Genomic DNA, 25,432 nt, shown 5'->3' with positions numbered 1-25,432 from the left:
ATTCCCATTGGTCTGCCTCCTTATTCCGAGACAATCAAACCGCTGTTGTGATGACTAACGGTTGCCGTGCGGGAAAAATTTAGGGTAAAAAAGCCGCAAAATTTTGTTGGAAACGCCTCAAGTTCCGTGCTGCTGGGCGTCTAAACGACGGCAAAAGCAGAAACTTTAGGGCGAAAAAATTTATTTTTCGCTCAAGTTTTCATGCAAAAAAAAGCCCGGCACAAGCCGGGCTCCCTAGGAAAACGCTGATTTGCTTATTTAATCTGCAACGACGACACGGTTTTTACCCGTCTGCTTGGCCGTGTACATGGCCTTGTCGGCGCGTTTGACCAGTTCGGTCTGGTCCTCATTGGGGCGGCGCAGGGCGACGCCGGCCGAGAAGGTGATCAGCACTTTCTCGTTATCGTGCAGGAAGAAGTGCTTGGTCAGCTCGCGCTGCAGCCGGGTCATGGTGCTGGTGGCCGCTTCCACCGTGGTTTCCGGCATCAGGATGAGGAACTCCTCGCCGCCGAAGCGGGCGATCACATCCATCGAGCGCAGCGTATCCTTGACGATCTTGACCAGATGCTTGAGGGCGCCATCGCCGGCAATGTGGCCGTAGGTGTCGTTGAGCTTCTTGAAATCATCGAGATCGAGGATGGCGATGCACAGCGGCGTGCCGCGCCGGTCGGAGCGGGCCGTTTCGCGTTCGAACACGTCATCGAGGCCGCGCCGGTTGAGGCTGCCTGTGAGCTGGTCTTCGCGCACCAGTTCGCTCAAGTGCTGCAGCTTGGCTTCCAGCTGGTGGATGCGCTGTTCGGCATCGTGCACTTCCTGCTGGGCCAGCACCATCTTGTCGCGCGCTTTCAGCGCTTCGCTCTGCACCAGGCGGGTTTCGCGCAGCACGTCGTCGAGGATGGTATTGAGCTCGGCGATATTGTCGGCCTTGCTGATCTTTTCCGAATAGCCGCCGATTTTCTCGTGGAAGTCGCCGGTCGAGGCCGCTACCTGGCCGAGCCGGTCGATAAAAGTCATCATCATATTCTTGACGGTGAGCTTGACGTCCGACAGGCTGTGCTTGAGCTGGCCCTGTTTATAGATGACTTCCTTCAGGCTGCGCGTGGCTTCTTCCAGCGCCCGTACATCGAGCGGACCGGCAATCAGGTGCTGCACGGCTTCGATCTGGCCGCGCAGCCAGCTATCGTCATCGAGCAGTTCGCCCACGTTTTCCAGCAGCAGGCGGAACAGGCGCAGCAGCAATTCCTGCTGTTCCGCGCTATCGCCGCCGCGCAATTCGATCTGGTAGCACAGCTGCTTGAGGCGCACGGCGATATCGGCCAGTGCTTCCTCGCTGTGGGCCAGCTTGGTGGCAGCGCCGAGCGATTCCGCTTCGGCCACCAGGACGGGGGTGCCGCTGAGCAGCGAGGCGACCGCATAGGTGAGGGTGCGGCTGAGCAGGTCGCGCAGGGTGCGGGTCTGTTCGTCGTCGCCCAGACCGGCGACTTCGATGCCGCGTTTGGGCTGCAGATGTTTTTCCGCCAGCTGGCTGAGGGCGCGGCCATAGCCATCCCAGTCGCGCGTCTTGAGCGCGCGCTGGCAGCGCCGGCCAAAATCGGCCAGATCGCCCTGGCTCTGTTCGCCGAGCCGGTTGGCAAACTGGCTCAGTACGGATTCGGGGCCGGGATCGACTGCGCCCAGCGGCGTGGCGGGGGCGACGGCCTGGGTGCCGGCGATTTCATGGTAGATGTCGCGGTAGGCCTCCGGCGTGGGCGCAACGCGCCGCAGGGCCAGTCGGCGGAAAGCTTCGCGCGCGATCTCGGCCGGATTCTGCTCGGGAGTGTTCGGTTTGCTGGACATGTGAAGCGCGACCTCGTGAAGATAGACTCGTTCTTAACATCTTAAGTGCCAGTCGAGCTCGCCATTCCCCCGAGTAGAGGGTAGAAAGCCTATTTCTTTTTGGCATTAATAAACGGCAAGCCGTCGGCACTGCGGCCCGCCGTATGTCTTTTTATTCTACCAAGTGGTTGCGGATTGCGTAGTGCGTCAGTTCCGCGCTGTTTTTCAGCTGCATTTTAACCAGCAGACGGGCACGGTATTCGCTCACCGTCTTGACCGAGAGCGACAGCTCGCGCGCGATGCTGCTGACGGTCTTGCCGGAAGCTATCATGGTCAGGGTCTGGTATTCGCGGTCGGACAGGCTTTCGTGCGGTGGCGCCAGATGGTCTACGCCCACGTGGTTGGCCAGTTGCTGGGCCAGCGTGGCGCTCACATATTTAAGGCCGCCGGCTACCTGACGGATCGCCTCCAGCAGTTCTGCCGGTGCGCACTGCTTGCCCAGATAGCCGGCTGCACCGGCTTTGAGCGCACGCAGCGCATATTGTTCTTCGCGCTGCTGGGAGAAGATCAGCACGGCCAGTTCGGGGTGGTCCTTGCGGATCTGCTTCAGCACTTCGATGCCGCTACGGTCGGGCAGGGCGATTTCCAGCAGCAGCACCTGACAGCGGGCTTTGCGCAGCAGGCGGATGGCGTCGAGGCCGTTATCGGCTTCGCCGCCGAATTGCAGGTCGAGGGTGCCGGCCAGCACATGTTTCAAACCCTCGCGCACGATGGCGTGTTCGTCGGCGATAAAGATTTTGATGCGGTTCTTTTCAGACATGAGGCTAGGTCTTCCTGATTTACTACCTGAGTTGCTACCTGAGTTGCTACGCCAGAGTTAGGTCGGCTGTCGCCTGCATCATACGTGAAAGCATAGTCGCTGAGGGGAAATTCGGGCGGTGCTACAACAGTGCGCGGGCGCGTAAATGGCAACAATAAGAGCTACAATAAGCTTATGAATAAAGCCTTTGTGAAAGAATCCGATGGCGACGACGATGACGAAGCCGCCGCACTGGCGCTCGCCATTCCGCCCGGTTCGAAAAATTACATTACGCCTGCGGGCTACCAGCGCATCAAGGATGAACTGCTGCAGCTGATCGACGTCGACCGGCCGGAAGTGGTGCGCATCGTCCACTGGGCCGCCTCGAATGGCGACCGCTCCGAAAACGGCGACTACATCTACGGCAAACGGCGTCTGCGCGAGATCGACCGGCGCATCCGCTTCTTGACCAAGCGCATGGATCTGGCGGCCGTGGTCGACCCCAGCGTGCACCATGGCTCCGACCAGATCTTCTTCGGCGCCACGGTCACCTATTGCGACCAGCATGGGCAGGAGCGCACCATCACCATCGTCGGCATCGACGAGCTTGATCCCCTCAACGGCAAGATCAGCTGGGTGGCGCCGGTGGCGCGCGCGCTGACCAAGGCGCGGGAAGGCGATGTGATCATCTTCCACGCACCGCATGGTGTGGATGAACTGGAAATTCTGCAAGTGAGCTATCCGGCGCCAGCGGCCGACTAGACGTGTTACGCGCTGCCGCCAGCGTAGGACTTTACGGGCAGGCAGCGCAGCGCTGCAGCGTGGCTAGCTGCGTTCGCGCAGCACGCGGTTGACCCCGGCCACACGGCGCACATTGCGCAGCAGGGCCGCCAGATGCACGCGGTCTTTTACCTGTATGGTGAAGCGCAGCTGGTGCAGCACGTGTTCCTTGTCCTCGTCCATGCCCACATAGGTGATATTGGCATCGGACTCGCCGATTTCGGCGGCCACGCGGGCGAGGATGCCCTTCTCGTTATTGATCAGCAGCTTGATACGGCTGTCGAAGCGGCGGTTCAGTTCCGTGCCCCACTTGACGGCGATCCAGCGTTCCGGCTCCTTGGCTTTCTGGCGCTTGGCCAGCACGCAATCGAAGGTGTGTACCAGCAGGCCCTGATCACGGCGCAGCTGGCCGATGATGGAATCGCCCGGGATAGGCATGCAGCACGGCGCCAGCTGGACCGATACGCCTTCGCTGCCGCAGATGGTGACGGGATCGAGTTCGGCCGCATTGTTATGATCGACCGGGCCGCTGGCCGATTCGCCGCCGCGCAGGCCGAGGATGTGGCGTGCCACCAGTGCCGCCATGCGCTTGCCGATGCCGATGTCGGCATACAGCTGGTCGAGCGACTTGGCGCTAGATTCGTTGAGCAGGCGTTCCACCAGCCCGTCTTCGAGTTCCTGATTCAGGCCCAGCGAAGACAGCGCATGCGACAGCAGCTGGCGGCCCAGCGTGATCGATTCCGGCAGGTTGATGGTGCGCAGATGGTGGCGGATGGCCGAGCGGGCTTTACCCGTGCGCACGAACGACAGCCAGCTGGGGCTAGGGCGCGAGTTCGGATCGGTGACGATTTCCACGATATCGCCGTTGCGCAATTCGGTGCGCAGCGACGCCGCCTCGTTGTTGATGGTGACCGATACCGTATGGTCGCCTATGCCCGTATGGATGGAATAGGCAAAGTCGACGGCCGTGGCGCCGCGCGGCAGCGCAATGATTTTCGATTTGGGCGTGAACACATACACCGAATCGGGGAACAGGTCGACTTTGACGTGTTCGAGGAACTCGGCCGAATCGCCGGTCTGCTGCTGGATATCGAGCAGCGACTGCAGCCAGGCGTGGGTGCGCTGCTGCAGGTCGGACAGATTGGCGTCGCCGTTCTTGTACAGCCAGTGCGCCGCCACGCCCGATTCGGCCGTGCGGTGCATTTCCTGAGTGCGGATCTGGAACTCTACCGGCGTGCCGTAAGGGCCGATCAGGGTAGTATGCAGCGACTGGTAGCCATTCAGTTTGCGGATGGCGATATAGTCCTTGAACTTGCCCGGCATGGGCTTGTACAGCGAGTGCAGCGTGCCCAGTGCCACGTAGCAGTTGGGGAAGCTGTCGACCACCACGCGGAAGCCGTACACGTCCAGCACCTGCGAGAACGACAGGTGCTTGCTGCGCATCTTCTTGTAGATGCCGTACAGGGTTTTTTCGCGGCCGTATACTTCGGCCGGAATATTCGCCAGCGCCAGCGTATTGGTGACGGAGTCGAGAATTTTCCTGACCACCTCGCGGCGATTGCCGCGCGCTGCCTTGACGGCTTTGGCCAGCGTGCGGTAGCGCATGGGGTGCAGGTGCGAAAACGACAGGTCCTGTAGCTCGCGGTAGATATTGTTCAGGCCGAGGCGGTGCGCAATCGGCACATACACATCCATCGTCTCGGACGAGATACGCGCCTTCTTGGCAGGCGCCATCACTTCCATGGTGCGCATATTGTGCAGCCGGTCCGCCAGCTTGATCAGGATGACGCGCACATCGGAGGCCATGGCCAGCAGCATCTTGCGGAAGTTCTCCGCCTGCGCTTCGATCTGGCTCTGGAATTCGATCTTCTCCAGCTTGGACAGGCCGTCCACCAGATTCGCCACGGGCGCGCCGAAGCGTTCGATCAGCTCTTCCTTCTTGACGTCCTGATCTTCCATCACATCATGCAGCAGGGCGGCCATGATGGCTTGCGCATCGAGCTTCCAGTCGGCGCAGATCTCGGCCACCGCGATCGGGTGGGAGATATACGGTTCGCCCGATTTGCGCAGCTGGCCCAGATGCATCTCGTCGGAGAAGCGGTAGGCTTCCTTGACCTTTTTCAGGTCGGCGGCCGACATGTATTCGGCCAGGCGTTCAGTCAGATGGGAAATCGAAGCGACGCCCGCAGTTACGGTAGGCGCAGCCAGAGGCGACGTAGCAATCACAGAAGGAGCAGCGGTAGAAGAGGATGAAGCCGGGAGTGGGGCAGCCGGTGCAGCGGAGGATGCTGCATGGGTGCTGGCATCACTGCCGCTGCCAGCCTGCGGGCTGGCCGCTACCGCAACCGGCGTGCGATCCGGTTCGGCGGGTGTGGTGCTCTGGCCAGAGCTGGCCGGAGACTGAGCGGCAGTGAGCTGATTCATGAAGGAACCAGCTTGATTACATTGGTACCTTTTTCAACATTTCCAGACCGACTTTACCGGCAGCGATTTCACGCAGGGCCACCACGGTAGGCTTGTCCTTGGCTTCCACTTTAGGCGTATGGCCTTGCAGCAGCTGGCGTGCACGGTAGGTCGCGGCCAGGGTCAGCTGGAAGCGGTTAGGGACGTTTTTCAGACAATCTTCAATAGTAATACGGGCCATCATAACTCCTAAAATCTTGTGTATTTATTCAGCGTGGATACCCAGTTGGGCAAACAGCGAGGCGTTGCGTGCCGCCTGTTGCGCAAACCGGCAGCGGGCCGCTCTGACTATCGCCGTCAATTCACTGAGTGCGACGGCAAATTCTTCGTTGATAATAGCATACTCGAACTCGGGAGCGTGGGCGATTTCGCCGCCTGCTGCCAGCAGCCGGCGCGTGATCACGTGCGGTGCATCGGTTGCGCGTTTTTTCAGGCGCTCTTCCAGCGCGTCGATCGATGGCGGCAGGATGAAAATACCGGCCGCCTGGGGGAACTGCTTCTTCACCTGGCGCGCGCCCTGCCAGTCGATTTCCAGCAGGATGTCGGTACCCGTCTTCATCTGCTGTTCGATCATGATGCGCGAAGTGCCATAGTAATTGCCGTGCACTTCGGCCCACTCCAGAAACTCGCCTGCTTCGGCGCGCTGCTCGAAATCTTCTGCCGTCGTAAAGTAGTATTCCTTGCCGTGGGTCTCGCCCGGACGCGGCGGCCGGGTGGTGGTCGAGATCGACAGTTTGATGCTGGGCTCCTGCGCCAGCAAGGCATTGACCAGCGTGGACTTGCCGGCGCCCGAGGGGGCGACGACCATGAACAGGCTGCCTGCAAATGCGTTGGTTAAGCTCATCGTGATCTTTCCTGAGGTGGGCAGTGAGCGCCCAAAGGCGTATTCTACCAAGAGCCTACCAGCCGTTCCAAATTGTCGGTTGCGGCCGTCAGCGCGGCGCGCGCCGGCCTCAGGTTCGGCGACGCAGATGGAGCGACTGGAATAGTTCGCCCATGGCCCGGTCTTCGGGCCAGGCGGCGGCCAGGCTGGCGCGGCCGCGCGCGGGCATGCTGCGCACGCGCGGCCCCGCTGTCAGCAGGCGCTGGATCAGCAGCGGGCTGGTTTGTTTATGGATCAGATAGGCGAGCGCGTAGGACCAGCCATGCAACTGGGCCAGACCCAGTCCATGATCGATGATGAGACTCTGCAGGCCGGTCAGGCGGCGATTGTGCGGTAGGGGGGACATGCGGTTCTCCTGGCTGAGGTACGCTGCACTTTCCCGGCAAAGTCGCCTACAAAGAAACGCAAAAGCGCAATACAAGACGATAACATCGCTGGACCGACCGCGATGGTGTGCTTTGCTATCGTGCGGCGCGATCGATACCGGCCGGCTATCCATGCCTTGCCGCTAGCTGGCCTCGGCTAGCAATTGCCAGCTTCGCCGGCGCTCGGCCACGACGCGCCGCCCGCTGACCAGCAAGCCGGCGCGCCGTTCCGGTAGCAGATGGGCCGGCAGGTCGAGCAGGGCGATGGCGGGGCGCGCAGTCTGTTTGCGCAGTACCTGATAGCATTCGCAAGCATGGGCTTCCAGTCCGGCGCGGGACAGCAGTCTGACCCGGCCACGGCTCCAGTGGAGCACGCCCAGCAGTTGCAAGCGCCGCACCGCTTCGGTCACGCCTTCGCGTCTGACCCCGAGGATGGCCCCCAGCGCTTCCTGGGTGCATTCGAGCTCGCGGCTGGTGCCGCGGTCTAGCATCTCCAGCAGATAGCGGCACAGGCGCTGTTCGAGCGAGTGGTGGCGGTTGCAGATGGCCGACAGGCTGATGCGGTTCAGGCGCTGCTGGGTATAGCCTAAGAGTAGGCGCATCAGTTGTCCGTTACGGTAAAACTCGCTTAATAACTGCGCGGCGCCGATGCGGTAGGCATAGCCCGTCGTGTGCACGCTGGCGCGCTCCACCGCGTGGTGCGTGGCCATACAGAGGCTGATGCCGAGCAGCCCCTCCCTGCCGATGTTGAGGATTTCTGCGGTATCGCCATTCTCCAGTATATAGTCGATGCTCAGCACGGCTGTGACGGGGAAATAGGCATAGGCGATGCGCTCGCCGCAGCGGTGCAGCATCTGCTTGCGTTGCAGCGTCAGCAGTTGCAGATGGGGCAGCATGCGCGCCAGTTCCGCTGGCGGCAGCGCTGCCAGCAGGTGGTTGCGCTGCGGGGGGATGAGGCTGGACATAGCGCGAGCTCCTTCAGGGATAAGCCGGCTGGAATCCCGGCGAGGCGGCATAGCTACTCGCTCTAACAGGCGCTCTCTTCTGATAGTCGGCCTATGCCTATGCTGTGTCAAGCGAATTCAGCTATTCTGGCCTGTGGCAGCGGCCGGCTGGCCCGTCAGTATGCCGCGATAGTCGCTCAGCGCCGCCCCGATCACCAGTTGCTCCTGCTCGACCTGGTAGAAATGCAGGGCTTTGCTATGGTCGCTGCCGCGTACCTTGATGACGGCGATGACACGCTGCAGTGCTCCGTTGAGCTCGATGTAGCGCTGCATGATGATGATGTCGGCCATGATGGCATTGCCATCGACGTTGAAACTCAGCGAGCCATACCGGTCTTCCAGTTCAGCCGTCATCAGCACCGTCAGGCCGCGGCTGGTGAGGATGCTGATCAGGCGGCTCAGGTTTTCGCGGAAGTCGGCGCGCAGCTGTCCGGCCAGCGCCAGTTCGCAGCCGGAGAGCGAATCGATAACCACCCGCCGGGCCTGCATCTGCTGGATTCTGGACAGCAGGTTATGCAGAATTTCATCAAGCGACAGATCGAGCCGGAAGGTGTCGATCAGGCCCACCTGGCCACTGGCAACCATCTGGTGCAGGCGCCGGTTCAGCAACTGTTCCGGTCCCTTTTCGAAACTGGCGATGACGCCCGGTTCGCCGGCTTCGATGCCGGCATGAAGGAACTGGCTGGCACAGATGGACTTGCCGGCACCCGAAGGGCCCACCACCAGTACCGCATAGCCGCGCGGGATGCCGCCGCCCAGCATGGTGTCGAGCGCAGCGATACCGCTGGACAGGCGCCCCGCTTCTCCTATGGGCAGGGCAGGCAGGGTGTGGTCGAGTACGGCGCGGGGATAAATGGTAATGCCGTCGTCGCTGATGCGGAAATGGTGCTTGCCCAGACTTTGCGCCTGGCCGCGCATCTTGATGATCTGGATTTTGCGTATCAGCGTGTCGCGATGGTTGAGCTGGGACAGCCAGAGTATGCCGTCGGCGATGGTGAATATGGTACTGGACTCGACTTGCGGCGCTTCGTACTCGCCGATCAGGAAAGTGGTGGCCTGCCAGCTGGTCATCTGCACCCCCAGTTGCTGTATGAATTGCTGCAGCCGGCGGCTGTTATGTTGCAGGTCGCTGCTGGCGCGCAGGATGGAGCGGAAGGAGTCGATGAATACCAGCGCCGGGCCGAAGCGCTGAACTTGTTCGCTGATGTAATTGAGTAGTTGCACGTGGTCGCCGCTCAGCAATTCCGGTGCCAGATTGATGAATTTGATCGAACGATTGACCTGATGGGGATCGAAAAAACTGAATTGCTGCTGGTAGCGCAAGGTTTTCAGGGGCGGTTCGCCCAGCGCGGTAAAGTAGATGGCGCTACGTTGCGGGCTGGCCAGCGCAAACATGATCTGGTGGGCCAGGGTGGTTTTGCCGCTGCCGGGCGAACCGGCCAGCAGATTAAAGGAATATTCGGGAAAACCGCCACCGAGCACGGTATCGAGGCCGGGGATGGCGGTGACCAGCCGTTTGATTCTGAAAGAATTGCGCATGATAGACTGTCCTTGTCGGGCGATAGCGTGGGATGGCCGCAGTCAGGGCTGACCCTCGGCACGGTAGTAGCGGGCGAATTCGATGGCGTTCAGGGGTTTGCTAAATAGAAAACCCTGCCCTTCATGGCACTGCTGCTGGCGCAGAAATGCCAGCTGATACGGCTGCTCTATGCCTTCGGCCACCACGCGCTGGCCCAGGCTGTGGCCCATGGCGATCACCGCATTGACGATGGCGCCGCTATCGCTGGCCTGGTCGATGTCGCGGATAAACGACTGATCGATTTTCAGTACATCGATGGGGAAGCGGTGCAAGTAGCTGAGGCTGGAATAACCAGTGCCGAAGTCGTCGATGGCGATTTTTACGCCTATGGTTTTCAGTTCGTTGAGCAGGGTGCCGCTGGCCCGCGCATCATTCATCAGCACGCCTTCGGTGATTTCCAGTTCGATCCGTCCGGCATCGACGCCACTGTCGGCCAGGGCCATGCGCAGTGCCGGCGTAAAACTCTCGGTGCGGAATTCCAGTGTGGAGATGTTGATGGACAGGGTAGGCAGCTGCAGACCCTCCTGTTGCCAGCGCGCCAGCTGGAAGCAGACCTGACGAAGCACCCACTGGCCTATCGGTACGATCAGGCCGCACTCTTCGGCGACGGGAATGAAGCGCTCGGGCGCCATCATGCCCCGCGTCGGGCAATGCCAGCGCAGCAGCGCTTCTGCGCCGGCAATGCGCAGGCTGGCCAGATCAACGCGGGGCTGATAGTAGAGTTCGAACTCGCCCAGACGCAAGGCCCGGTGCAGATCGGCTTCGGTGCGCTGGCGCTCGACGGCGCGCAGATTCATCTCGGTACGGTAGAAATACCAGCGGTTACGGCCCCGCTGTTTGCCGTGGTACATCGCGACATCGGCATTGCGGATCAGCAGTTCCGGATCGTCGCCATCGGCGGGAAACAGGCTGATGCCGATGGTACAGCCGATATGCGCAATGGCACCGTTCAGGTGGTAGGGCTGCGCTATCGAATGGCAGAGTTTTTCGGCCAGTTCGGCCACGCCCCGTTCATTGCTGATTTCGCTAAGCAGGATGATGAATTCATCGCCGCCCTGGCGGCTGGCCGTATCGCTGGTGCGCAGCTGTGCTTGCAGGCGTTGCGCGACCGCTTGCAGCAGCAGATCGCCCATGCCGTGTCCGAGAGAATCGTTGATGACTTTAAAACGGTCCAGATCGATGAACAGCACCGCCATGCAGCTGTTCTGCCGGCGCGCCATGGCGATCGCCTGGACCAGCCGTTCCATCAGCAGTATCCGGTTGGGCAGGTGGGTCAAGGGATCATGGTGCAGCATATAGGCCATCTGGTCGCGCGCCTTGCGTACCACATCGGTGGTGAGCTGGGCGGCGAGGATGGCGGCGACCAGATGGTGGTTGGCCTGGCGCAGTTGCCAGCTCTGGCGTAACAGCGCCTGCTGGAGGAGCGGAGACAAGCGTTCATTGCGATGCAGATGCTGGCGCGGCCAGACGCTGGCGAGCAGGCGCGCCGGCCCCTGCGCGCGTGCTCCGCGCAAAGAGCGCCGCCGGGGCCGCTGGTGCAGGGTGTCTAGCAGCTGCGCCCAGTATTCGGCGGGCAGCGCGAGCGGGCCCGGCGGGCCGGTTGCTCTTGCCGGCGTATGGCGGGCGCGCTGCTGGTCGCGGCTATGGAGGCTGCGTGGCTTGGCTCTGGGCCAGCTCTCCTGCAGCTGGCTAGCGGCGGCATCGAGCAGGTTTCCAGCAAGGGCCGTCCTATCATATTGGTGAGTGCTTCGTAAAAGCTTAGCAGCAGGATCTTGTTGGCATTCAGGGCTTGTTCGTCGCTGTGCTCGGCCAGGCGTTGCTGCAGCACTGCGAATTGCTGCTGTTGCGAGGTGCTGTCGGCCAGCCAGGGATAGGCGGTCTGATGTAGTTGCTGGCAGCGATCAAGCAGCGTGAACATGGCTGCGCTGCCTATGATGGGCTGCAACACTGCGCTGATGGTCTGCCACATACGGATACTGCGCTCGCCAAGCTGTGCTGCCGGGCTAGCATCGAGCCATGTCAGCAGTGCCTGCGGGTAGTGCTGTGCGGTGCTCATAGCGGGTTCCAGTCATCCGACGCTCAGCCAGTCTTGCGTTGGCCGCCCTTGAGGGCGGCGTGCGGCACTTACTTGGCGTCTTTACGGGCGCTGCGGCGACGTTGCACGATGCCCAGCAGGCCCAGTCCCACTAGCAGCATGCCCACCGATTCCGGCTCGGGCACACTGGCAGCCATGGCCAGACCGTAGGCGCCGCCGCCGCTGCCATCGGCCACGCCCGAGATGTTCAGATGGTAGTTGCCGGGCATCAGACCAGTGAGGCTGTAACTGGTGTTCGTGCCCGCATAAGTGCCATAGGCGGTAACGTCATTGCCGGCACTGCCGCCCCAGACGGTGTAACTGAGGTCATGAATATTCAATACGCTCAGGTTCTGTAGCGATACATTGAGCGCATTGACAGAACTATCCAGGGTACTGGTGCTCAAGTAGAAATCGACCGTGTCGGTAAAGCTGCTGGCATCGTGATTGAATACGTGGGCATACGGTGCGAGCGGTGTAATGGGCAGTATGCCAGCATTTACGTTCAGGTTGTTGGCGTGTGCGGCTGGCATGATGGCGAGCACGGTGAGTGCTGCGTAAATCCACTTGGTAGTCATTTGGTTTCCCCATAAAGACATTCTCGCCACCCGGAGATCGGGCGGCGAGTACAGCGCGGCGCGCGCAGGGCATTGCTCCCCAGCCTGCCGGAACAACAGTGCCGGCGTGGGCACACGCGGGCACTTTGGTGCGACCCGTGCACTTCTGCACAGGTATTCCTAGCGATGGGACGGAGGGTGTGGCCGGTGCTTGCGACAGTCTGCTGCGGCGTCCATACAGTGATTCTTGCAGGTGGCGCTGGGCTTATCTGTGGGTTAAGACACCAAGCCTGCAAATATCTGGCGCAGTGCAGGGATGGCTGGCGGCGGGCGGGGAGGGGGGAGGGACCGCGAAGGGGGGGGGGCAGCGCAATGCAGCGGCCGCTGCATTGCGCTGCCAGCGCTTATTCGAGGTTCTGGACCTGCTCGCGCATCTGTTCGATCAAGAGTTTGAGTTCCATCGATGCATCGGCCAGCTCCTTGACGGAAGCTTTGGCGCCCAGCGTGTTGGCTTCGCGGTTCAGCTCCTGCATCATGAAGTCCAGCCGTTTGCCGACCTGGCCGCCTTTTTTCAGAATGTGGCGGGTTTCGTTCAGATGTGCCGACAGACGGCCCAGTTCTTCTGCCACGTCGATACGGATGCCGTACAGGATCACTTCCTGCCGGATGCGTTCCAGCGCATCCTGCCGCGACAGGGCCGAATTCGACCCCTGGCAGGCCAGCCCCAGCGCATCCTGCATGCGTTCCACGGCTTTCTGCTGGAACGCTGCCACCACCTGCGGAATCAGCGGGGTGATGCGCTTGACGATAGCTTCCATGGCATCGATGCGGGCCGTCAGCATGGCTTCCAGCGCCGCGCCTTCGCGCTGGCGGCTGGTGACAAAGGCGCTCAGTGTGCGCGTCATCAGGGCGGCCACATCGGCCTGCAGCGATTCCTGACCCACTTCGGCTTCCTCGATCACGCCGGGCCAGCGCAGCAGTTCGGCCACCGACATGGTGTGCGCGGCAGGGAAGTGGCTGCTGACTTCGGATTGCAGACGTTGCAATTCGGTTAATAGGGGCAGGTTGAGCGCCTGCGTGCCGGCACTGGCCGCCTTGCGCCCGAAACTCAGACGCAGTTCTACCTTGCCGCGCGTGATGGCGGCCATGATGGCTGCGCGCAAATCCGGTTCCAGCGCGCGCAAATCGTCGTTTATTCGAAACTGTAGATCGAGAAAGCGCGAATTGACGCTCTTGATTTCGATGGTCAGTGTACCCGCAGCACTTTCGCTGGTGGCGACCGCGTAGCCCGTCATACTGGAAATGCTCAAAGGATGTCCCCGGTTAAATCTTTACAAAACAGTGATTTATCCACACAATCGGCGGGTACAGGCGAGGAGTCCCATGGCAGCACAAAACAACGCCCCCCTTCCCGATGGTCTGGAAATTGCTGGATATCGCATTGTAAAGAAAATTGCGTCAGGTGGGTTCAGTATTGTTTACCTTGCTTACGATAGCGAGGGCGCGGCGGTGGCCATCAAGGAGTATTTGCCGGCCGCGCTGGTGCAGCGCCTGCCCGGCGCACTGGCGCCGACGGTGGCGCCGGCCCATCTGCCGGCTTTCCGCATCGGCCTCAAATGCTTTTTCGAGGAGGGCCGTGCGCTGGCGCGGATCTCCCACCCGAATGTGGTGAGCGTGCGTAACTTCTTCCGCGCCAACGAAACCGTTTATATGGTTATGACCTATGAATCGGGCGACACCCTGCAGGACTACATCGCCCGTCAGCGCCAGCGCGGCAGCAAGGTGGGCGTTGCCTTTATCCGGACTATTTTTCTGCAAGTAATCAAGGGCTTGCGCGAGGTGCACGCCAACAAGCTGCTGCATCTTGATCTGAAGCCGGCGAATATCTATCTGCGCACGGACGGCACGCCCATGCTGCTCGATTTCGGCGCGGCGCGCCAGACGCTGAAGCAGGATCTGCCGACGCTAACGCCCATGTACACGCCCGGCTATGCGGCGCCCGAGCTGTATGACCGGGGGGGCGGGCTGGGGCCATGGTCGGATATCTACAGTCTGGGCGCGACCATGTTTGCCTGCATGGTGGGCGCGCCGCCCCAGCCGGCCGACCAGCGCCGCAACGAGGACAAGATGGCAGCCCATTTCGTGCAGCTGCAGGGCCAGTATCCGGCCGAATTACTGAAACTGGTTGCATGGTGTCTGGCGCCCGAGCCGCTGGACCGGCCACAAAGCCTGTTTGCGCTGCAGAAGGTGCTGATGGCGACCGCCGTTGCCACCCCCGCCACGCCGGCGCAGGCTAGCGCCGCGCCAGCGGCACCGGCCGGTTTCTTGGCAAGGCTGGCGGCCAGTGTGCGCGGCTGGGCCGGCGGGCGTCATGGCCATGCTCCCGCTGCGCCAGCCTCCGCGCAAGGCGAAGCGCCGCACACCCGCCAGTAGCCACGGAGCGCGCCAGCATGCAATTCTCCGTCTATCAGCAAAGCCATATCGGCGCACGCCAGAGCAATCAGGACCGCATGGGGTATAGCTACACGCGCGATGCGCTGCTGCTGGTGCTGGCCGATGGCATGGGCGGCCATGCCCACGGCGAAGTGGCCGCCACGGTGGCGCTGCAGACCATCTCCCTGCTATTCCAGCAGCAGGCCGCGCCCTACGTGAAAAAGCCCGAACAGTTTCTGCAGCAGGCCATACTGGCGGCGCACGAAACCCTGCACCGGCACCGCCAGGTGAAGGGGCTGAGCACCACCCCGCGCACCACCATCGTGGCGGCGCTGGTGCAGCACAACACGGCCGTGTGGGCTCACTGCGGCGATTCTCGCCTGTACTGGCTGCGCGGCGGACAGGTGCTGGCGCGCACGCGCGACCACTCGCATGTGGAAAACCTGATCGCCCAAGGGCGGATAGCGCCCGAACAGCGCCATACCCATCCCGACCGCAACAAGCTGTATAACTGCCTGGGCGCGGACAGCCTGCCGCGCGTGGCGCTGGGGCAGGGCGTGCTGCAGGATGGCGATGTGCTGTTGTTGTGTTCGGACGGTTTGTGGTCTATGCTGCCGGACCATGAAATCGCCCTGAGCGTGCAGCGTCAGCCGGTGGTGCGGGCGGTGCCGGCCATGCTGCAGGCAGCGCTGGCCGCTGCCGGACGCCGCAGCGATAACGTGACCGCGCTGGCCATCGCGTGGCAGGGTAGTACGGTGGCCGGGCAGCAGGGCAAAATGGCCGACGAGCTATCGAGCATGATCTCGACCGCAGCACTGACGCAGCAGGACCACAGCAGCACCATCGCGCGTAGCAGTGGCGGACAGAATGCCGACCTGTTCGACGAGGCTGAAATCGAAAAAGCCATTGCCGAAATACGCGGGGCGATCGCAAAATCTTCGCAATTACTCAAATAAGGAAACCAGTATGACTTTTGTCTCCCGTCCTAGTGGCCGCGCTGTCGATGCGCTGCGTACCCTGCGCCTGACGCGCAACTACACCAAGCATGCGGAAGGTTCCGTGCTGATCGAATGCGGCGACACCAAGGTGATCTGCACCGCCAGCATCGAAGAGAAAGTGCCGGGCTTCCTCAAGGGTAAAGGACAGGGCTGGATGACGGCCGAATACGGCATGCTGCCCCGTTCCACCCACAGCCGCATGGACCGCGAAGCGGCGCGCGGCAAGCAGTCCGGCCGCACCCAGGAAATCCAGCGCCTGATCGGCCGCTCGCTGCGCGCAGCGTTCGATCTGGAAGCTTTCGGCGAGCGCACCCTGCACCTCGATTGCGACGTCATCCAGGCCGATGGCGGCACCCGCACCGCTTCCATCACGGGCGCCATGGTGGCGGCCTACGACGCTTTTTCCAAGCTGGTCGCCAGCGGCGCCGTGCCGGCGATTCCGCTCAAGAGTTTTGTGGCGGCGATTTCGGTGGGCGTGTATCAGGGCATGCCGGTGCTTGATCTGGACTATGTCGAAGATTCCGGCTGCGATACCGACATGAATGTGGTGATGAACGATGCCGGCCACTTCATCGAAGTGCAGGGTACGGCCGAGGGCGCGGCGTTTGACCGCGCCGGCATGAACCGTCTGCTTGATCTGGCGCAGGCAGGGATTGCCGACTTGATTAAATTGCAAAAGCAGGCACTGGGCCTGACAGCCTGAGCCTGCGCTGCACCGGGCTGCTGCAGCTGTCCCTGCAGCGGCGGCAGCCAAACGGTTTACAATGTCGGCTTCCATGCTTTTTTATAGCGCGACAGCGCACTTGCAGCCGACATCATGACCCAACGCCTGATCCTCGCCTCGAATAACGCGGGCAAACTCAAAGAATTTAATCAACTGCTGTCCACCGTGGGCTACGAGGTCCGCGCGCAGGGCGAGTACGACGTGCCGGAAGCGGACGAGCCTTTCCACACCTTCGTGGAAAACGCTCTGCAGAAGGCGCGTCACGCTGCGCGTCTGACCGGTCTGCCTGCACTGGCCGACGATTCCGGCGTGTGCGTCAACGCACTCGGTGGCGCTCCCGGCGTATATTCGGCGCGCTATGCGGGCGAGCCGAAATCGGATGCGCGCAACAGCGCCAAGCTGATCGCCGATCTGGCCCCGCATGCCGACAAATCCGCTTACTACTACTGCGTGCTGGTGTTCGTGCGCCATGCCGATGACCCGCAGCCGGTGATCGCCGATGGCCGCTGGAATGGCGAAATCATCGCCGAGGCGCGCGGGGAAGGCGGTTTTGGCTATGATCCGCATTTCTTCATTCCGGCACTGGGCAAATGCGTGGCCGAGCTGGCGGCGGAAGATAAGAACCGTCTGTCGCACCGTGGTCAGGCCCTGCGCGCACTGGTCGAGAAGCTCAAATGATTCCGATTAAAGTAGTGGGGGCCAACGCCGCAGGCAAATCGGCCAGCCAGCCCGGCGCACCGGCCAGCCATAGCGATGTGGCGGGTGTGGCGGCGAAATATCTGGCCGGCGGCACGCTGAATTTGACGGCGCTGCCGCCGCTGTCGCTGTACATCCATTTCCCTTGGTGCGTGAAGAAGTGCCCGTATTGCGACTTCAATTCGCATGAAGCCAAAGATGGCGGCCATCAGGCAGGCTTTCCCGAGCAGGAATATCTGGACGCCCTGCGCACCGATCTGGAAATGGCGCTGCCGCTGATCTGGGGGCGCAAGATCTACACCATCTTCATCGGCGGCGGCACGCCTAGCCTGCTGTCGGCGGCGGGGCTGGACCGTCTGCTGTCGGACGTGCGTACCCTGCTGCCGCTCGATAGCGATGTCGAGATCACCATGGAAGCCAATCCCGGCACCTTCGAGGCGGAGAAGTTCAAGTCCTATCGTGCCAGCGGGGTGAACCGGCTGTCGATCGGCATCCAGAGTTTTAGTGACCGTCACCTGAAGGCGCTGGGCCGTATTCATGACGACGGCGAAGCGCGCCGCGCGGTGGATATCGCTGTGGCCAATTTCGACAACTTCAATCTCGATCTGATGTATGCGCTGCCCTCGCAGACGCTGGAAGAAGCCCAGCGCGATATCGAGACGGCGCTGTCCTACCAGCCGCCGCATCTGTCGCTCTACCATCTGACGATGGAGCCGAATACCCTGTTTGCCAAGTATCCGCCGTCCCTGCCGGATGACGATGCCAGTGCCGACATGCAGGATATGATCGCCGAACTGACGGCGGCGAATGGCTACCAGCACTACGAAGTGTCGGCCTATGCCAGAGCGGGGCGGCGCGCGCGCCACAATCTCAATTACTGGGAGTTCGGCGACTATCTGGGCATAGGTGCGGGCGCCCATTCCAAGCTGTCCTTCCCGCACCGCATACTGCGTCAGGCCCGCTACAAGCAGCCCAAGGCCTATATGGAGCAGGTGGCGCTGGGCGCAGCGGTGCAGGAAGAGCGCGAGATCGGCCGCGACGAAATGGGCTTCGAATTCATGCTCAACACCCTGCGCCTGTGCGGTGGCTTCGATCCGCGCCTGTTCATGGAACGCACCGGCATGGCGCTCAATGCCATCGAACGCCAGCTCAATGCGGCCGAAGCCAAAGGGCTGCTGTACCGCGATCACCAGATCATCCGTCCGACCGAACTGGGGCAGCGCTTCCTCAATGATCTGCAGGAGATGTTCCTCACCACCTGAGCGGCGGGCTTAGGGGCCGGGCCAGCGGCCCGGCCGGCGCAAGCTTATTCGAAGCTGGCAGCCAGCTTCAGATCGGGGCGCTCGCACCAGCGGGCGAAGTCTTCCGCCATGCGCTCGCTCTCGCCGATGGCGCGGCGCCAGTCGCGCATGCGCAGGCCGTGGTTCTGGCCATAGGCTTTGAAGTCGGCACGGTCGGGCAGCTTGCTGTTGGGCAGATGGGCGACAAATTCTGCCGAAGGCGAAACCAGAATCACGTTGTCCAGTGCCGCGTCGCGGGCGCGCCGCCATGGCAGGCTTTTATCGAGCCAGCCCGGCACGATATAGTCGCTAAAGTGCGGGTACAGCACCAGTCCTTCGTCGCGCTGGTAAGGCAGGTGCAGGTGGTAGTCGATCAGGCCGCCATCCCAGTACGGGCCCTGCGGCGCACCGGCGATATCGTTGACGGCCTGTAGCACCAGCGGGATAGAACCCGAAGCCAGCAGGGCATCGCGCAGATTGGCCTCGCTCAGGCCGACGAAGTGGGCATTGAAGGCGTCGAAGCCGGTGCGCAGCCACGCCGCCTGATCATCGGCATGGTGAAACACCACCCGCTCCATGGCTCGGGCCAGTTGGCTGCGCGCCAGCAGATTGCCGGCAGCGGCGCCGATAAAGCCCGCCATTTCGCGCCAGCGCTGGCCGTCGCTGCGGCCCAGCGCACCCACGCCGCGCACGGTGAGCACGGACAGATGGTGCCGGGGATGGTTGAGCACCTCGGCGCCTTTGCCATCGAGCAGTTCGTCGAGCAGGGTGCGGCAGGTGGCCGTTACCTGCGCTGCTTGCACTTTGTCGGGATATTGCTGGGCCGAGTACAGCTGCGCCAGCCGCTTGTGGGCGGCCACCGGATCCTCGAATGCCGCTGCGGCCATGCGCCAGGCGCCTATCGAAGCGCCGATCAGACGGCGCTGGCGCGGCGCATTTTTCAGCCATTCGCCAAAGGCCCAGATGTCGAGGCCATTGAGGATCAGCCCTTTGGGGCCGCCCGCCGCGGCAGGAATGATGGCGATATCGGCTGCCTGCATGCCTTCGGCGGCAATGCGGGCGCGGGCCCGCTTGCCAAGGCGGATGGTAATCGACGAGGTCATGGCTGCAAGCCGCCACCCAGTGCACGATACAGGTCTACCGCGTTGCCGCTGCGCTGCTGGCGCACCTGCACCAGCGTCTGCTGGGCGCTGAACAGTTCACGCTGGGCGTCAAGCACATCAAGGCTGCTGGCGATGCCCTGCTCGAAGCGCAATTGCAGCAGCTTGAGGCGGTCGGCCTGGGCCTCGACGATGCTGCTCTGCGCCTGCACCTGTTCGCCCAGATAGTCGCGTGCTGCCAGCGCATCGGCCACTTCGCGGAAGGCCGTCTGGATGGTTTTTTCGTAGTCGGCCACGGCGATATTCTGGCGCGTTTCGGCCAGACTCAGATTGGCGCGGTTGCGGCCCGCATCGAAGATGGGCAGCGACAACTGCGGCGCAAACGACCAGCTGCCGGAGCCGCTATCGAACAGCCCGCCCAGCGTGGGACTGCTGGCGCCCAGCGTGGTGGTCAGGCTGATGCGGGGGAAGAAGGCTGCGCGCGCTGCACCGATGCTGGCGGTGGCCGCTTTCAGGCGCTGTTCGGCCGCGCGGATATCGGGACGGCGCGTCAGCAGTTCGGATGGCAGGCCGGCCGGCAGCGCGCTCATGGCGTCGAGCTGGCGCTGGTCGGGCAGGGCACCGCTGCTGGCGGGCAGGCTCTGGCCCACCAGCAGTGTCAGCGCGTTTTCCGCCTGCGCGCGCTGGCGTGCCAGCGACAGGGCGGCCGCGCGCGCCGTTTCCATCAGCGTCTCAGCCGAGCGCAGATCGAGCCGCGACGAAGCGCCAACTTCGGCGCGCTGCTGGGTGAGCTGGTAGGTGCGGTTGCGCGCCGCATAGGTCTGCTGCGCCAGCGCCAGTTGTTCGGCATAGGCGCGTTCCGTGTAATAGGCCTGCGCCACCTGCGCCACCAGACTGATTTGCGCAGCCTGACGGGCTTCTTCTGTGGCCAGATAGCTGGCCAGCGCCGCATCGCTCAGGCTTTTTACGCGGCCAAAGAAGTCCAGCTCGAAAGCTGAAATCGCCAGTCCCGCATCGTAGCGTTTGCCTATGGTGCTGTGGCCGCTGGAGGACAGGAAGGCCGGTGTCTTGGCGCGCGCCACGCTGGCGCTGGCACTCAGATTAGGCAAGCGATCGGCCGACTGCACATCGTACAGAGCGCGCGCTTCGTCGATGCGCAGCACGGCGGTGCGCAGGTCGCGGTTGTTTTCCAGTGCAGCGGCGATCAGCTGCTGCAGCTGGGTGTCGGTGAAGAAGCTGCGCCAGCCGGTATCGACGACAGCGGCGCCGCCAGCCGCCAGCGCTACGCTGGTGCGCGCGGCGCTGCCGGCCGTATCCTGCGCATAGGCCGCGGCGATGGGTGCGGCGGGGCGCTGATAGGTGGGCGCCAGCGAGCAGGCCGACAGCAGCGTTGCCGCCAGCAGGGTAGGAGCCGTTTTAATCAATGGTTTCATGGTTCTTGTCGTTCAGTTCATGTGCGGCCAGTTTGCGCTGGCGTTCGCTGCCCTTGAAGATACGGCGGATCACCACGAAGAATACCGGCACGAGGAATACGGCCAGCACGGTGGCGGTAATCATCCCGCCCATGACGCCGGTGCCGATGGCACGCTGGCTGGCGGAGCCGGCGCCACTGGCGATTACCAGCGGCAGCACGCCGAGGATAAAGGCCAGCGAGGTCATGATGATGGGGCGGAAGCGCAGGTGCACCGCTTCCAGCGTGGCTTCAAGCAGGCCTTTGCCCTGCGCTTGCAGGTCTTTGGCGAATTCGATAATCAGAATCGCGTTCTTGGCCGACAGGCCGATAATCGCAATCAGGCCGACCTTGAAATACACATCGTTGGGCAGGCCGCGCAGCGTAGCACCCAGCAGCGCTCCGAGTACGCCCAGCGGCACTACCAGCAGTACGGCCACGGGTATGGTTTCGCTTTCATACAGCGCTGCCAGTACGAGGAAGGCCGCCAGCAGCGACAGGGCGAATAGCGCCGGTGCCTGCGAGCCGGACGTTTTCTCTTCCAGCGACTGGCCGGTCCACTCGATGCTGAAGCCCGGCGGCAGCTGGTCGGCCAGGCGCAGCAGTTCATCCATGGCTTCGCCGGTCGAGCGGCCCGGTGCGGCATCGCCCGTCAGCTTGATGGCCGGATAGCCGTTGTAGCGCACCAGCTGTACCGGTCCCTGTATCCAGTGCGAGGTAGCGAACGAGGCGAAGGGCACCATGGTGCCGCTGGCACTACGTACATGCAGCTGCAGGATGTCCTGCGGCTGCAGGCGGCGCGGCGCGTCGGCCTGCACGATCACGCGCTGCTGGCGGCCGCTGCTGGCAAAGTCGTTGACGTAGGACGAACCCAGCGCGCCGGATAGCATGCTGTTGATATCGGCGAAGCTGACGCCCAGCGCATAGGCTTTTTCGCGGTCGATGTCGACCTGCAGCTGGGGCGCATCTTCCAGACCTTCGGGGCGCAAGCCTTTCAGTATCGGGCTTTTGGCGGCCAGACCAAGCAGCTGGTTGCGTGCCGCCAGCAGGGCAGCGTGGCCTTGCGCGCTGCGATCCTGCAGGCGCGCGGTAATGCCGGTGGCGTTGCCCAGTTCGCGGATAGGCGGCGGGCTGAGCGGGAAGACCACGGCATCGGCAATGCCGGACAGTGCGCCGAAGGCGCGCTGGGCGATGGCCTGCGCCGACTGATCCGGACCGCGCTCGCTCCAGTCCTTGAGCGGCACGAATACCAGACCGGCATTCTGGCCGTTGCCGGAGAAGCTGAAACCGGCGACGGCGATGGTGCGCGCCACGCCCGGCTGCTGGCGGAAGTAGCTATCCACTTTGGCCAGCACGGCCTGGGTGCGGCTGGTGGACGCGCCCGGCGGCAGCTGCACGTTGGCGATCAGATAGCCCTGATCTTCGTTGGGCAGGAAGGATGAAGGCAGGCGCGCGTACAGCCAGCCCACTACGCCGCACAGCAGGGCGAAGATGATCAGGTAGCGGCCGGTACGTTGCAGCATGTGCGCGATCACGCCCTGATAGCGTGTGGCGCTGCGGGCAAACAGGCGGTTGAACCAGCCGAAGAAGCCGCGCTTCTCGTGATGGTGGCCAGCCTGTACCGGCTTGAGGATGGTGGCGCACAGGGCTGGCGTTAGCGTCAGCGCCATCAGCGCCGAGAACAGCATGGCCGACACCATGGCCAGCGAGAACTGGCGGTAGATCGCACCCACGGCGCCGCCGAAGAAGGCCATGGGTATGAACACGGCGATCAGCACCAGCGTAATGCCGATGATGGCGCCGGTAATCTGGCCCATGGCTTTGCGCGTCGCATCGCGCGGCGACAGGCCTTCCTCGCTCATGATGCGTTCGACGTTTTCCACCACGACGATGGCATCATCGACCAGAATACCGATGGCCAGCACCATGCCGAACATGGTCAGCACGTTGATGGAGAAACCGAACAGCTGCATGGCAGCGAAAGTACCCATCAGCGCCACCGGCACCACGATGGTGGGGATCAGGGTGTAGCGGAAGTTCTGCAGGAACAGATACATCACGAGGAACACCAGCACCACGGCCTCGAGCAGAGTCTTGACCACTTCCTCGATGGAGATCTTGACGAACAGCGAGGTATCGTAAGGAACTGCATACTTCACGCCGGGCGGGAAGTACTTCGACAGTTCTTCCATCTTGGCGCGCACGGCGGTGGCGGTCTGCAGCGCGTTACCCGTCAGCGAGAGCTGTACGGCGATGGCCGAGAACGGCGCGCCGCTCAGGCGGGCGTTGATGCTGAAGCTGGCGCCGCCCATTTCGATACGGGCCACATCTTTCAAGCGCACCAGCGCGCCATTGGACTGGGAGCGCAGCACGATCTGGCCGAATTCGGCGGCGGAGGTGAGCTGGCCGGAGACGACGATGGGGGCGGAGATGGTCTGCGCAGCGGGGCTGGGCAGGTCGCCCAGCGTGCCGGAGGTGACCTGCGCATTCTGGGCGCGGATGGCTGCCGTGACATCGGCCATGGTCAGCTTCAGCCCTACCAGCTTGGCGGGATCGATCCAGATGCGCATGGCCCGTTCGGTGCCGAACAGCTGGGCCTGACCGACGCCAGGGATGCGCTTGATTTCATTGACCACGTTACGCGCCATGTAGTCGCCCAGCGCGGTCGGATCGAGCCGGCCATCGGTGGAGGTCAGGCCGACGAACATCAGAATGTTGGAACGGGCCTTGTTGACCTGCACACCCTGCTGCGTCACGGCCGCTGGCAGGCGCGATTCCACCCGCTTGATGCGGTTCTGCACATCCACTGCGGCCAGCTCGGGATTGGTGCCGGGCTGGAAAGTCACGGTGATGGTGACAGCACCGCTGGCTTCGCTGGAGGACTCGATGTACTGCATGCCATCGGCGCCGTTCATTTCCTGCTCGATCACGCTGGTGACAGCGTCGTCCAGCACCTGCGCCGTGGCGCCCGGATAGTTGGCGGTGATGACGATGGAAGGCGGAGCGATCGTCGGGTATTGCGACACGGGCAGCACGGTAATCGCCAGCATCCCGCCCAGCAGGATGAACAGTGCGATGACCCATGCAAACACGGGCCGGTCGATGAAGAACTTGGCCATCAGGACTCCCGCTTATTTCGCTGCGCTGGCAGTTGCGGCGGCAGCGGCAGGCGCGCCGGCATTCGTGCCGCTGGGCGCTGCGCCCTGCCATGGCGATGGCTTGACGGTGGCGCCCGGCTTGGCTTTCTGGAAGCCCTCCACGATGATGCGCTCGCCCCCTTTCAGGCCGCTGCTGACCACCCAGTTCTGGCCATCGGCAGCACTGGCCGTTACCGGCTGCGACTGTACCTTGTTGTCGGCACCGACTACCAGCACGGAGGAACCTTCCGGTCCCCGTATCACGGCCTGCTGCGGCACACTGATGGCAGCGCCGTTGACGCCCTGTTCGAGGCGGGCGCGCACATACATGCCCGGCAGCAAGGTACGCTGCGGATTGGGGAACTCGGCGCGCATGGCCACGGTGCCGGTGCTTTCATCCACCGACACATCGGAGAACAGCAGCTTGCCTGCCTGCGGGTAGGGCTGGCCATCTTCCGTCAGCAGGGTGACGCGGGCCGCACCGCTGCCGGCGCTTTTCAGCTGGCCGCTGGCCAGTGCCTTTTGCAGCGCCAGCAGTTCGGCCGAGGACTGGGTGATGGTGACGTAGATAGGATCGAGCGTCTGCACGGTGGCCATAGGCGTGGCTTCCCCCTGACCCACCAGCGCCCCTTCGGTGACCAGTGCGCGGCTGATGCGGCCCGCAATCGGCGCCGTAACGGTGGAATAGCCCAGCGTCAGGCTGGCGTTGGTGCGGGCTGCCTTGGCGGTGGCCAGATCGGCGCTGGCCTGCTTCTGTGCCGTCACGGCGTCATCGTATTCCTGCTGGCTCACGGCCTGTGCGGCCAGCAGCGGCTTGTAGCGCTTTACTTTGAGTTCGGCCTGCGCCAGATTGGCTTCGGCCTTGGCGACGGCGGCCTGCGTGCTGTCGAAGCTGGCCTGGAACTGGGCCGGATCGATACGGAACAGCACATCGCCGGCTTTGACTTCGCTGCCTTCCTTATACACGCGCTGCAGCACAATGCCGGCAGTACGGGCTCGTACCTGCGCTACGCGCGAGGCTTCGGTGCGGCCCGGCAGCTCGCTGCTGATGGTGACGCTGCCCGGGGCGACAGTGATAACAGCCACGCTGGCAGGCGGCGGGGCGGCAGGGGCTGCAGCTTTTTCGCCGCAGGCGGCCAGCAGCGACAGGCTGATAGCGCTGCCGGCAAGCAGGAAGTAACGGGACGCAGGTCGCATATGTGGTTCTCGTAGTCGAAACTGAAAGTAGATGAAGTGCTCCGCCAGACTGGGCAGCTGGCGAGGATCGCTGCATTGTAATACAGACGTTTATGTAA

General features: G+C 62.9%; 22 protein-coding genes. 6 read left to right on the top strand and 16 right to left on the bottom strand.

Annotation, left to right across the window (positions count from 1 at the left end; translation table 11 throughout):
* Positions 1-258: 258 nt before the first annotated feature.
* Positions 259-1,836, bottom strand: a complete 1,578-nt coding sequence (locus tag GTP27_RS03595) for a GGDEF domain-containing protein (RefSeq protein ID WP_161037821.1) — start codon at positions 1,834-1,836, stop codon at positions 259-261.
* A 151-nt stretch (positions 1,837-1,987) separates the two neighbouring features.
* Positions 1,988-2,635: a response regulator gene (locus GTP27_RS03590; protein WP_161037820.1), complete on the bottom strand. Its 648-nt coding sequence runs from the start codon at positions 2,633-2,635 to the stop codon at positions 1,988-1,990.
* A 174-nt stretch (positions 2,636-2,809) separates the two neighbouring features.
* On the opposite strand from GTP27_RS03590, the gene greB reads away from it, so the two are divergent.
* Positions 2,810-3,376, top strand: a complete 567-nt coding sequence (greB, locus tag GTP27_RS03585) for a transcription elongation factor GreB (RefSeq protein WP_161037819.1) — start codon at positions 2,810-2,812, stop codon at positions 3,374-3,376.
* Between the two features lie 63 nt (positions 3,377-3,439).
* Here greB and GTP27_RS03580 read toward each other — a convergent pair whose 3' ends face one another.
* The 10 genes from GTP27_RS03580 to GTP27_RS03535 all read right to left on the bottom strand — a co-directional run bounded on the left by GTP27_RS03580 (position 3,440) and on the right by GTP27_RS03535 (position 13,614).
* On the bottom strand, positions 3,440-5,533 hold the full coding sequence (locus GTP27_RS03580; RefSeq protein ID WP_229633410.1) for a RelA/SpoT family protein: 2,094 nt from the start codon (positions 5,531-5,533) through the stop codon (positions 3,440-3,442).
* 301 nt (positions 5,534-5,834) lie between these two features.
* A complete protein-coding gene (gene rpoZ, locus GTP27_RS03575) occupies positions 5,835-6,038 on the bottom strand; it encodes a DNA-directed RNA polymerase subunit omega (RefSeq protein WP_005665923.1) in 204 nt (67 codons plus the stop codon).
* A 24-nt stretch (positions 6,039-6,062) separates the two neighbouring features.
* Positions 6,063-6,701 (bottom strand): guanylate kinase, encoded by a 639-nt coding sequence (gene gmk, locus GTP27_RS03570; RefSeq protein WP_161037818.1) that lies wholly within the window; start codon positions 6,699-6,701, stop codon positions 6,063-6,065.
* Between the two features lie 109 nt (positions 6,702-6,810).
* Positions 6,811-7,086 (bottom strand): hypothetical protein, encoded by a 276-nt coding sequence (locus GTP27_RS03565; RefSeq protein ID WP_161037817.1) that lies wholly within the window; start codon positions 7,084-7,086, stop codon positions 6,811-6,813.
* A 162-nt stretch (positions 7,087-7,248) separates the two neighbouring features.
* Complete coding sequence (locus GTP27_RS03560; RefSeq protein ID WP_161037816.1) at positions 7,249-8,070, bottom strand: Crp/Fnr family transcriptional regulator; 822 nt, start codon at positions 8,068-8,070, stop codon at positions 7,249-7,251.
* A 117-nt stretch (positions 8,071-8,187) separates the two neighbouring features.
* Positions 8,188-9,648 carry an ATPase domain-containing protein gene (locus GTP27_RS03555; protein WP_161037815.1) on the bottom strand — a complete coding sequence of 487 codons (1,461 nt, stop codon included), beginning with the start codon at positions 9,646-9,648 and terminating at the stop codon, positions 8,188-8,190.
* A 42-nt stretch (positions 9,649-9,690) separates the two neighbouring features.
* Positions 9,691-11,121 carry a putative bifunctional diguanylate cyclase/phosphodiesterase gene (locus GTP27_RS03550; protein ID WP_229633368.1) on the bottom strand — a complete coding sequence of 477 codons (1,431 nt, stop codon included), beginning with the start codon at positions 11,119-11,121 and terminating at the stop codon, positions 9,691-9,693.
* 113 nt (positions 11,122-11,234) lie between these two features.
* Positions 11,235-11,744, bottom strand: a complete 510-nt coding sequence (locus tag GTP27_RS03545) for a hypothetical protein (protein ID WP_161037814.1) — start codon at positions 11,742-11,744, stop codon at positions 11,235-11,237.
* A 68-nt stretch (positions 11,745-11,812) separates the two neighbouring features.
* Complete coding sequence (locus tag GTP27_RS03540) at positions 11,813-12,340, bottom strand: FxDxF family PEP-CTERM protein (RefSeq protein WP_161037813.1); 528 nt, start codon at positions 12,338-12,340, stop codon at positions 11,813-11,815.
* Positions 12,341-12,723: 383 nt separating this feature from the next.
* Complete coding sequence (locus GTP27_RS03535) at positions 12,724-13,614, bottom strand: YicC/YloC family endoribonuclease (RefSeq protein WP_161038182.1); 891 nt, start codon at positions 13,612-13,614, stop codon at positions 12,724-12,726.
* Between the two features lie 88 nt (positions 13,615-13,702).
* Here GTP27_RS03535 and GTP27_RS03530 point away from each other — a divergent pair, with 88 nt between their 5' ends.
* From GTP27_RS03530 to hemW, 5 genes are all read left to right on the top strand, one after another.
* Positions 13,703-14,752 carry a serine/threonine-protein kinase gene (locus GTP27_RS03530; RefSeq protein WP_161037812.1) on the top strand — a complete coding sequence of 350 codons (1,050 nt, stop codon included), beginning with the start codon at positions 13,703-13,705 and terminating at the stop codon, positions 14,750-14,752.
* 17 nt (positions 14,753-14,769) lie between these two features.
* On the top strand, positions 14,770-15,708 hold the full coding sequence (locus tag GTP27_RS03525; protein ID WP_161037811.1) for a PP2C family protein-serine/threonine phosphatase: 939 nt from the start codon (positions 14,770-14,772) through the stop codon (positions 15,706-15,708).
* A gap of 10 nt (positions 15,709-15,718) precedes the next feature.
* On the top strand, positions 15,719-16,453 hold the full coding sequence (gene rph / locus GTP27_RS03520) for a ribonuclease PH (RefSeq protein ID WP_161037810.1): 735 nt from the start codon (positions 15,719-15,721) through the stop codon (positions 16,451-16,453).
* A 114-nt stretch (positions 16,454-16,567) separates the two neighbouring features.
* On the top strand, positions 16,568-17,152 hold the full coding sequence (gene rdgB / locus GTP27_RS03515; RefSeq protein ID WP_161037809.1) for an RdgB/HAM1 family non-canonical purine NTP pyrophosphatase: 585 nt from the start codon (positions 16,568-16,570) through the stop codon (positions 17,150-17,152).
* Entirely contained in the window at positions 17,149-18,432 is a 1,284-nt protein-coding gene (gene hemW, locus GTP27_RS03510; protein ID WP_161037808.1) for a radical SAM family heme chaperone HemW, read from the top strand. The genes rdgB and hemW overlap by 4 nt, the downstream gene beginning before the upstream one ends.
* A 44-nt stretch (positions 18,433-18,476) precedes the next feature.
* Here the strand turns inward: hemW and GTP27_RS03505 are convergent, their stop codons facing one another.
* The 4 genes from GTP27_RS03505 to GTP27_RS03490 are packed head-to-tail and all read right to left on the bottom strand — an operon-like array spanning position 18,477 to position 25,334.
* Positions 18,477-19,553, bottom strand: coding sequence for a patatin-like phospholipase family protein (locus GTP27_RS03505; protein WP_161037807.1), 1,077 nt, complete (start codon positions 19,551-19,553; stop codon positions 18,477-18,479).
* Entirely contained in the window at positions 19,550-20,983 is a 1,434-nt protein-coding gene (locus tag GTP27_RS03500) for an efflux transporter outer membrane subunit (protein WP_161037806.1), read from the bottom strand. Before GTP27_RS03500 ends, GTP27_RS03505 begins: the two co-directional genes overlap by 4 nt.
* Entirely contained in the window at positions 20,967-24,119 is a 3,153-nt protein-coding gene (locus GTP27_RS03495) for an efflux RND transporter permease subunit (protein WP_161037805.1), read from the bottom strand. Before GTP27_RS03495 ends, GTP27_RS03500 begins: the two co-directional genes overlap by 17 nt.
* A gap of 12 nt (positions 24,120-24,131) precedes the next feature.
* A complete protein-coding gene (locus GTP27_RS03490; protein ID WP_161037804.1) occupies positions 24,132-25,334 on the bottom strand; it encodes an efflux RND transporter periplasmic adaptor subunit in 1,203 nt (400 codons plus the stop codon).
* Positions 25,335-25,432 lie beyond the last annotated feature (98 nt).

This window comes from Duganella qianjiadongensis, assembly GCF_009857915.1.
Lineage (GTDB): Bacteria > Pseudomonadota > Gammaproteobacteria > Burkholderiales > Burkholderiaceae_D > Rugamonas > Rugamonas qianjiadongensis.
The sequence above is the reverse complement of the archived record's forward strand: the minus strand, read 5'-3'. Positions and strand labels throughout refer to the sequence as shown.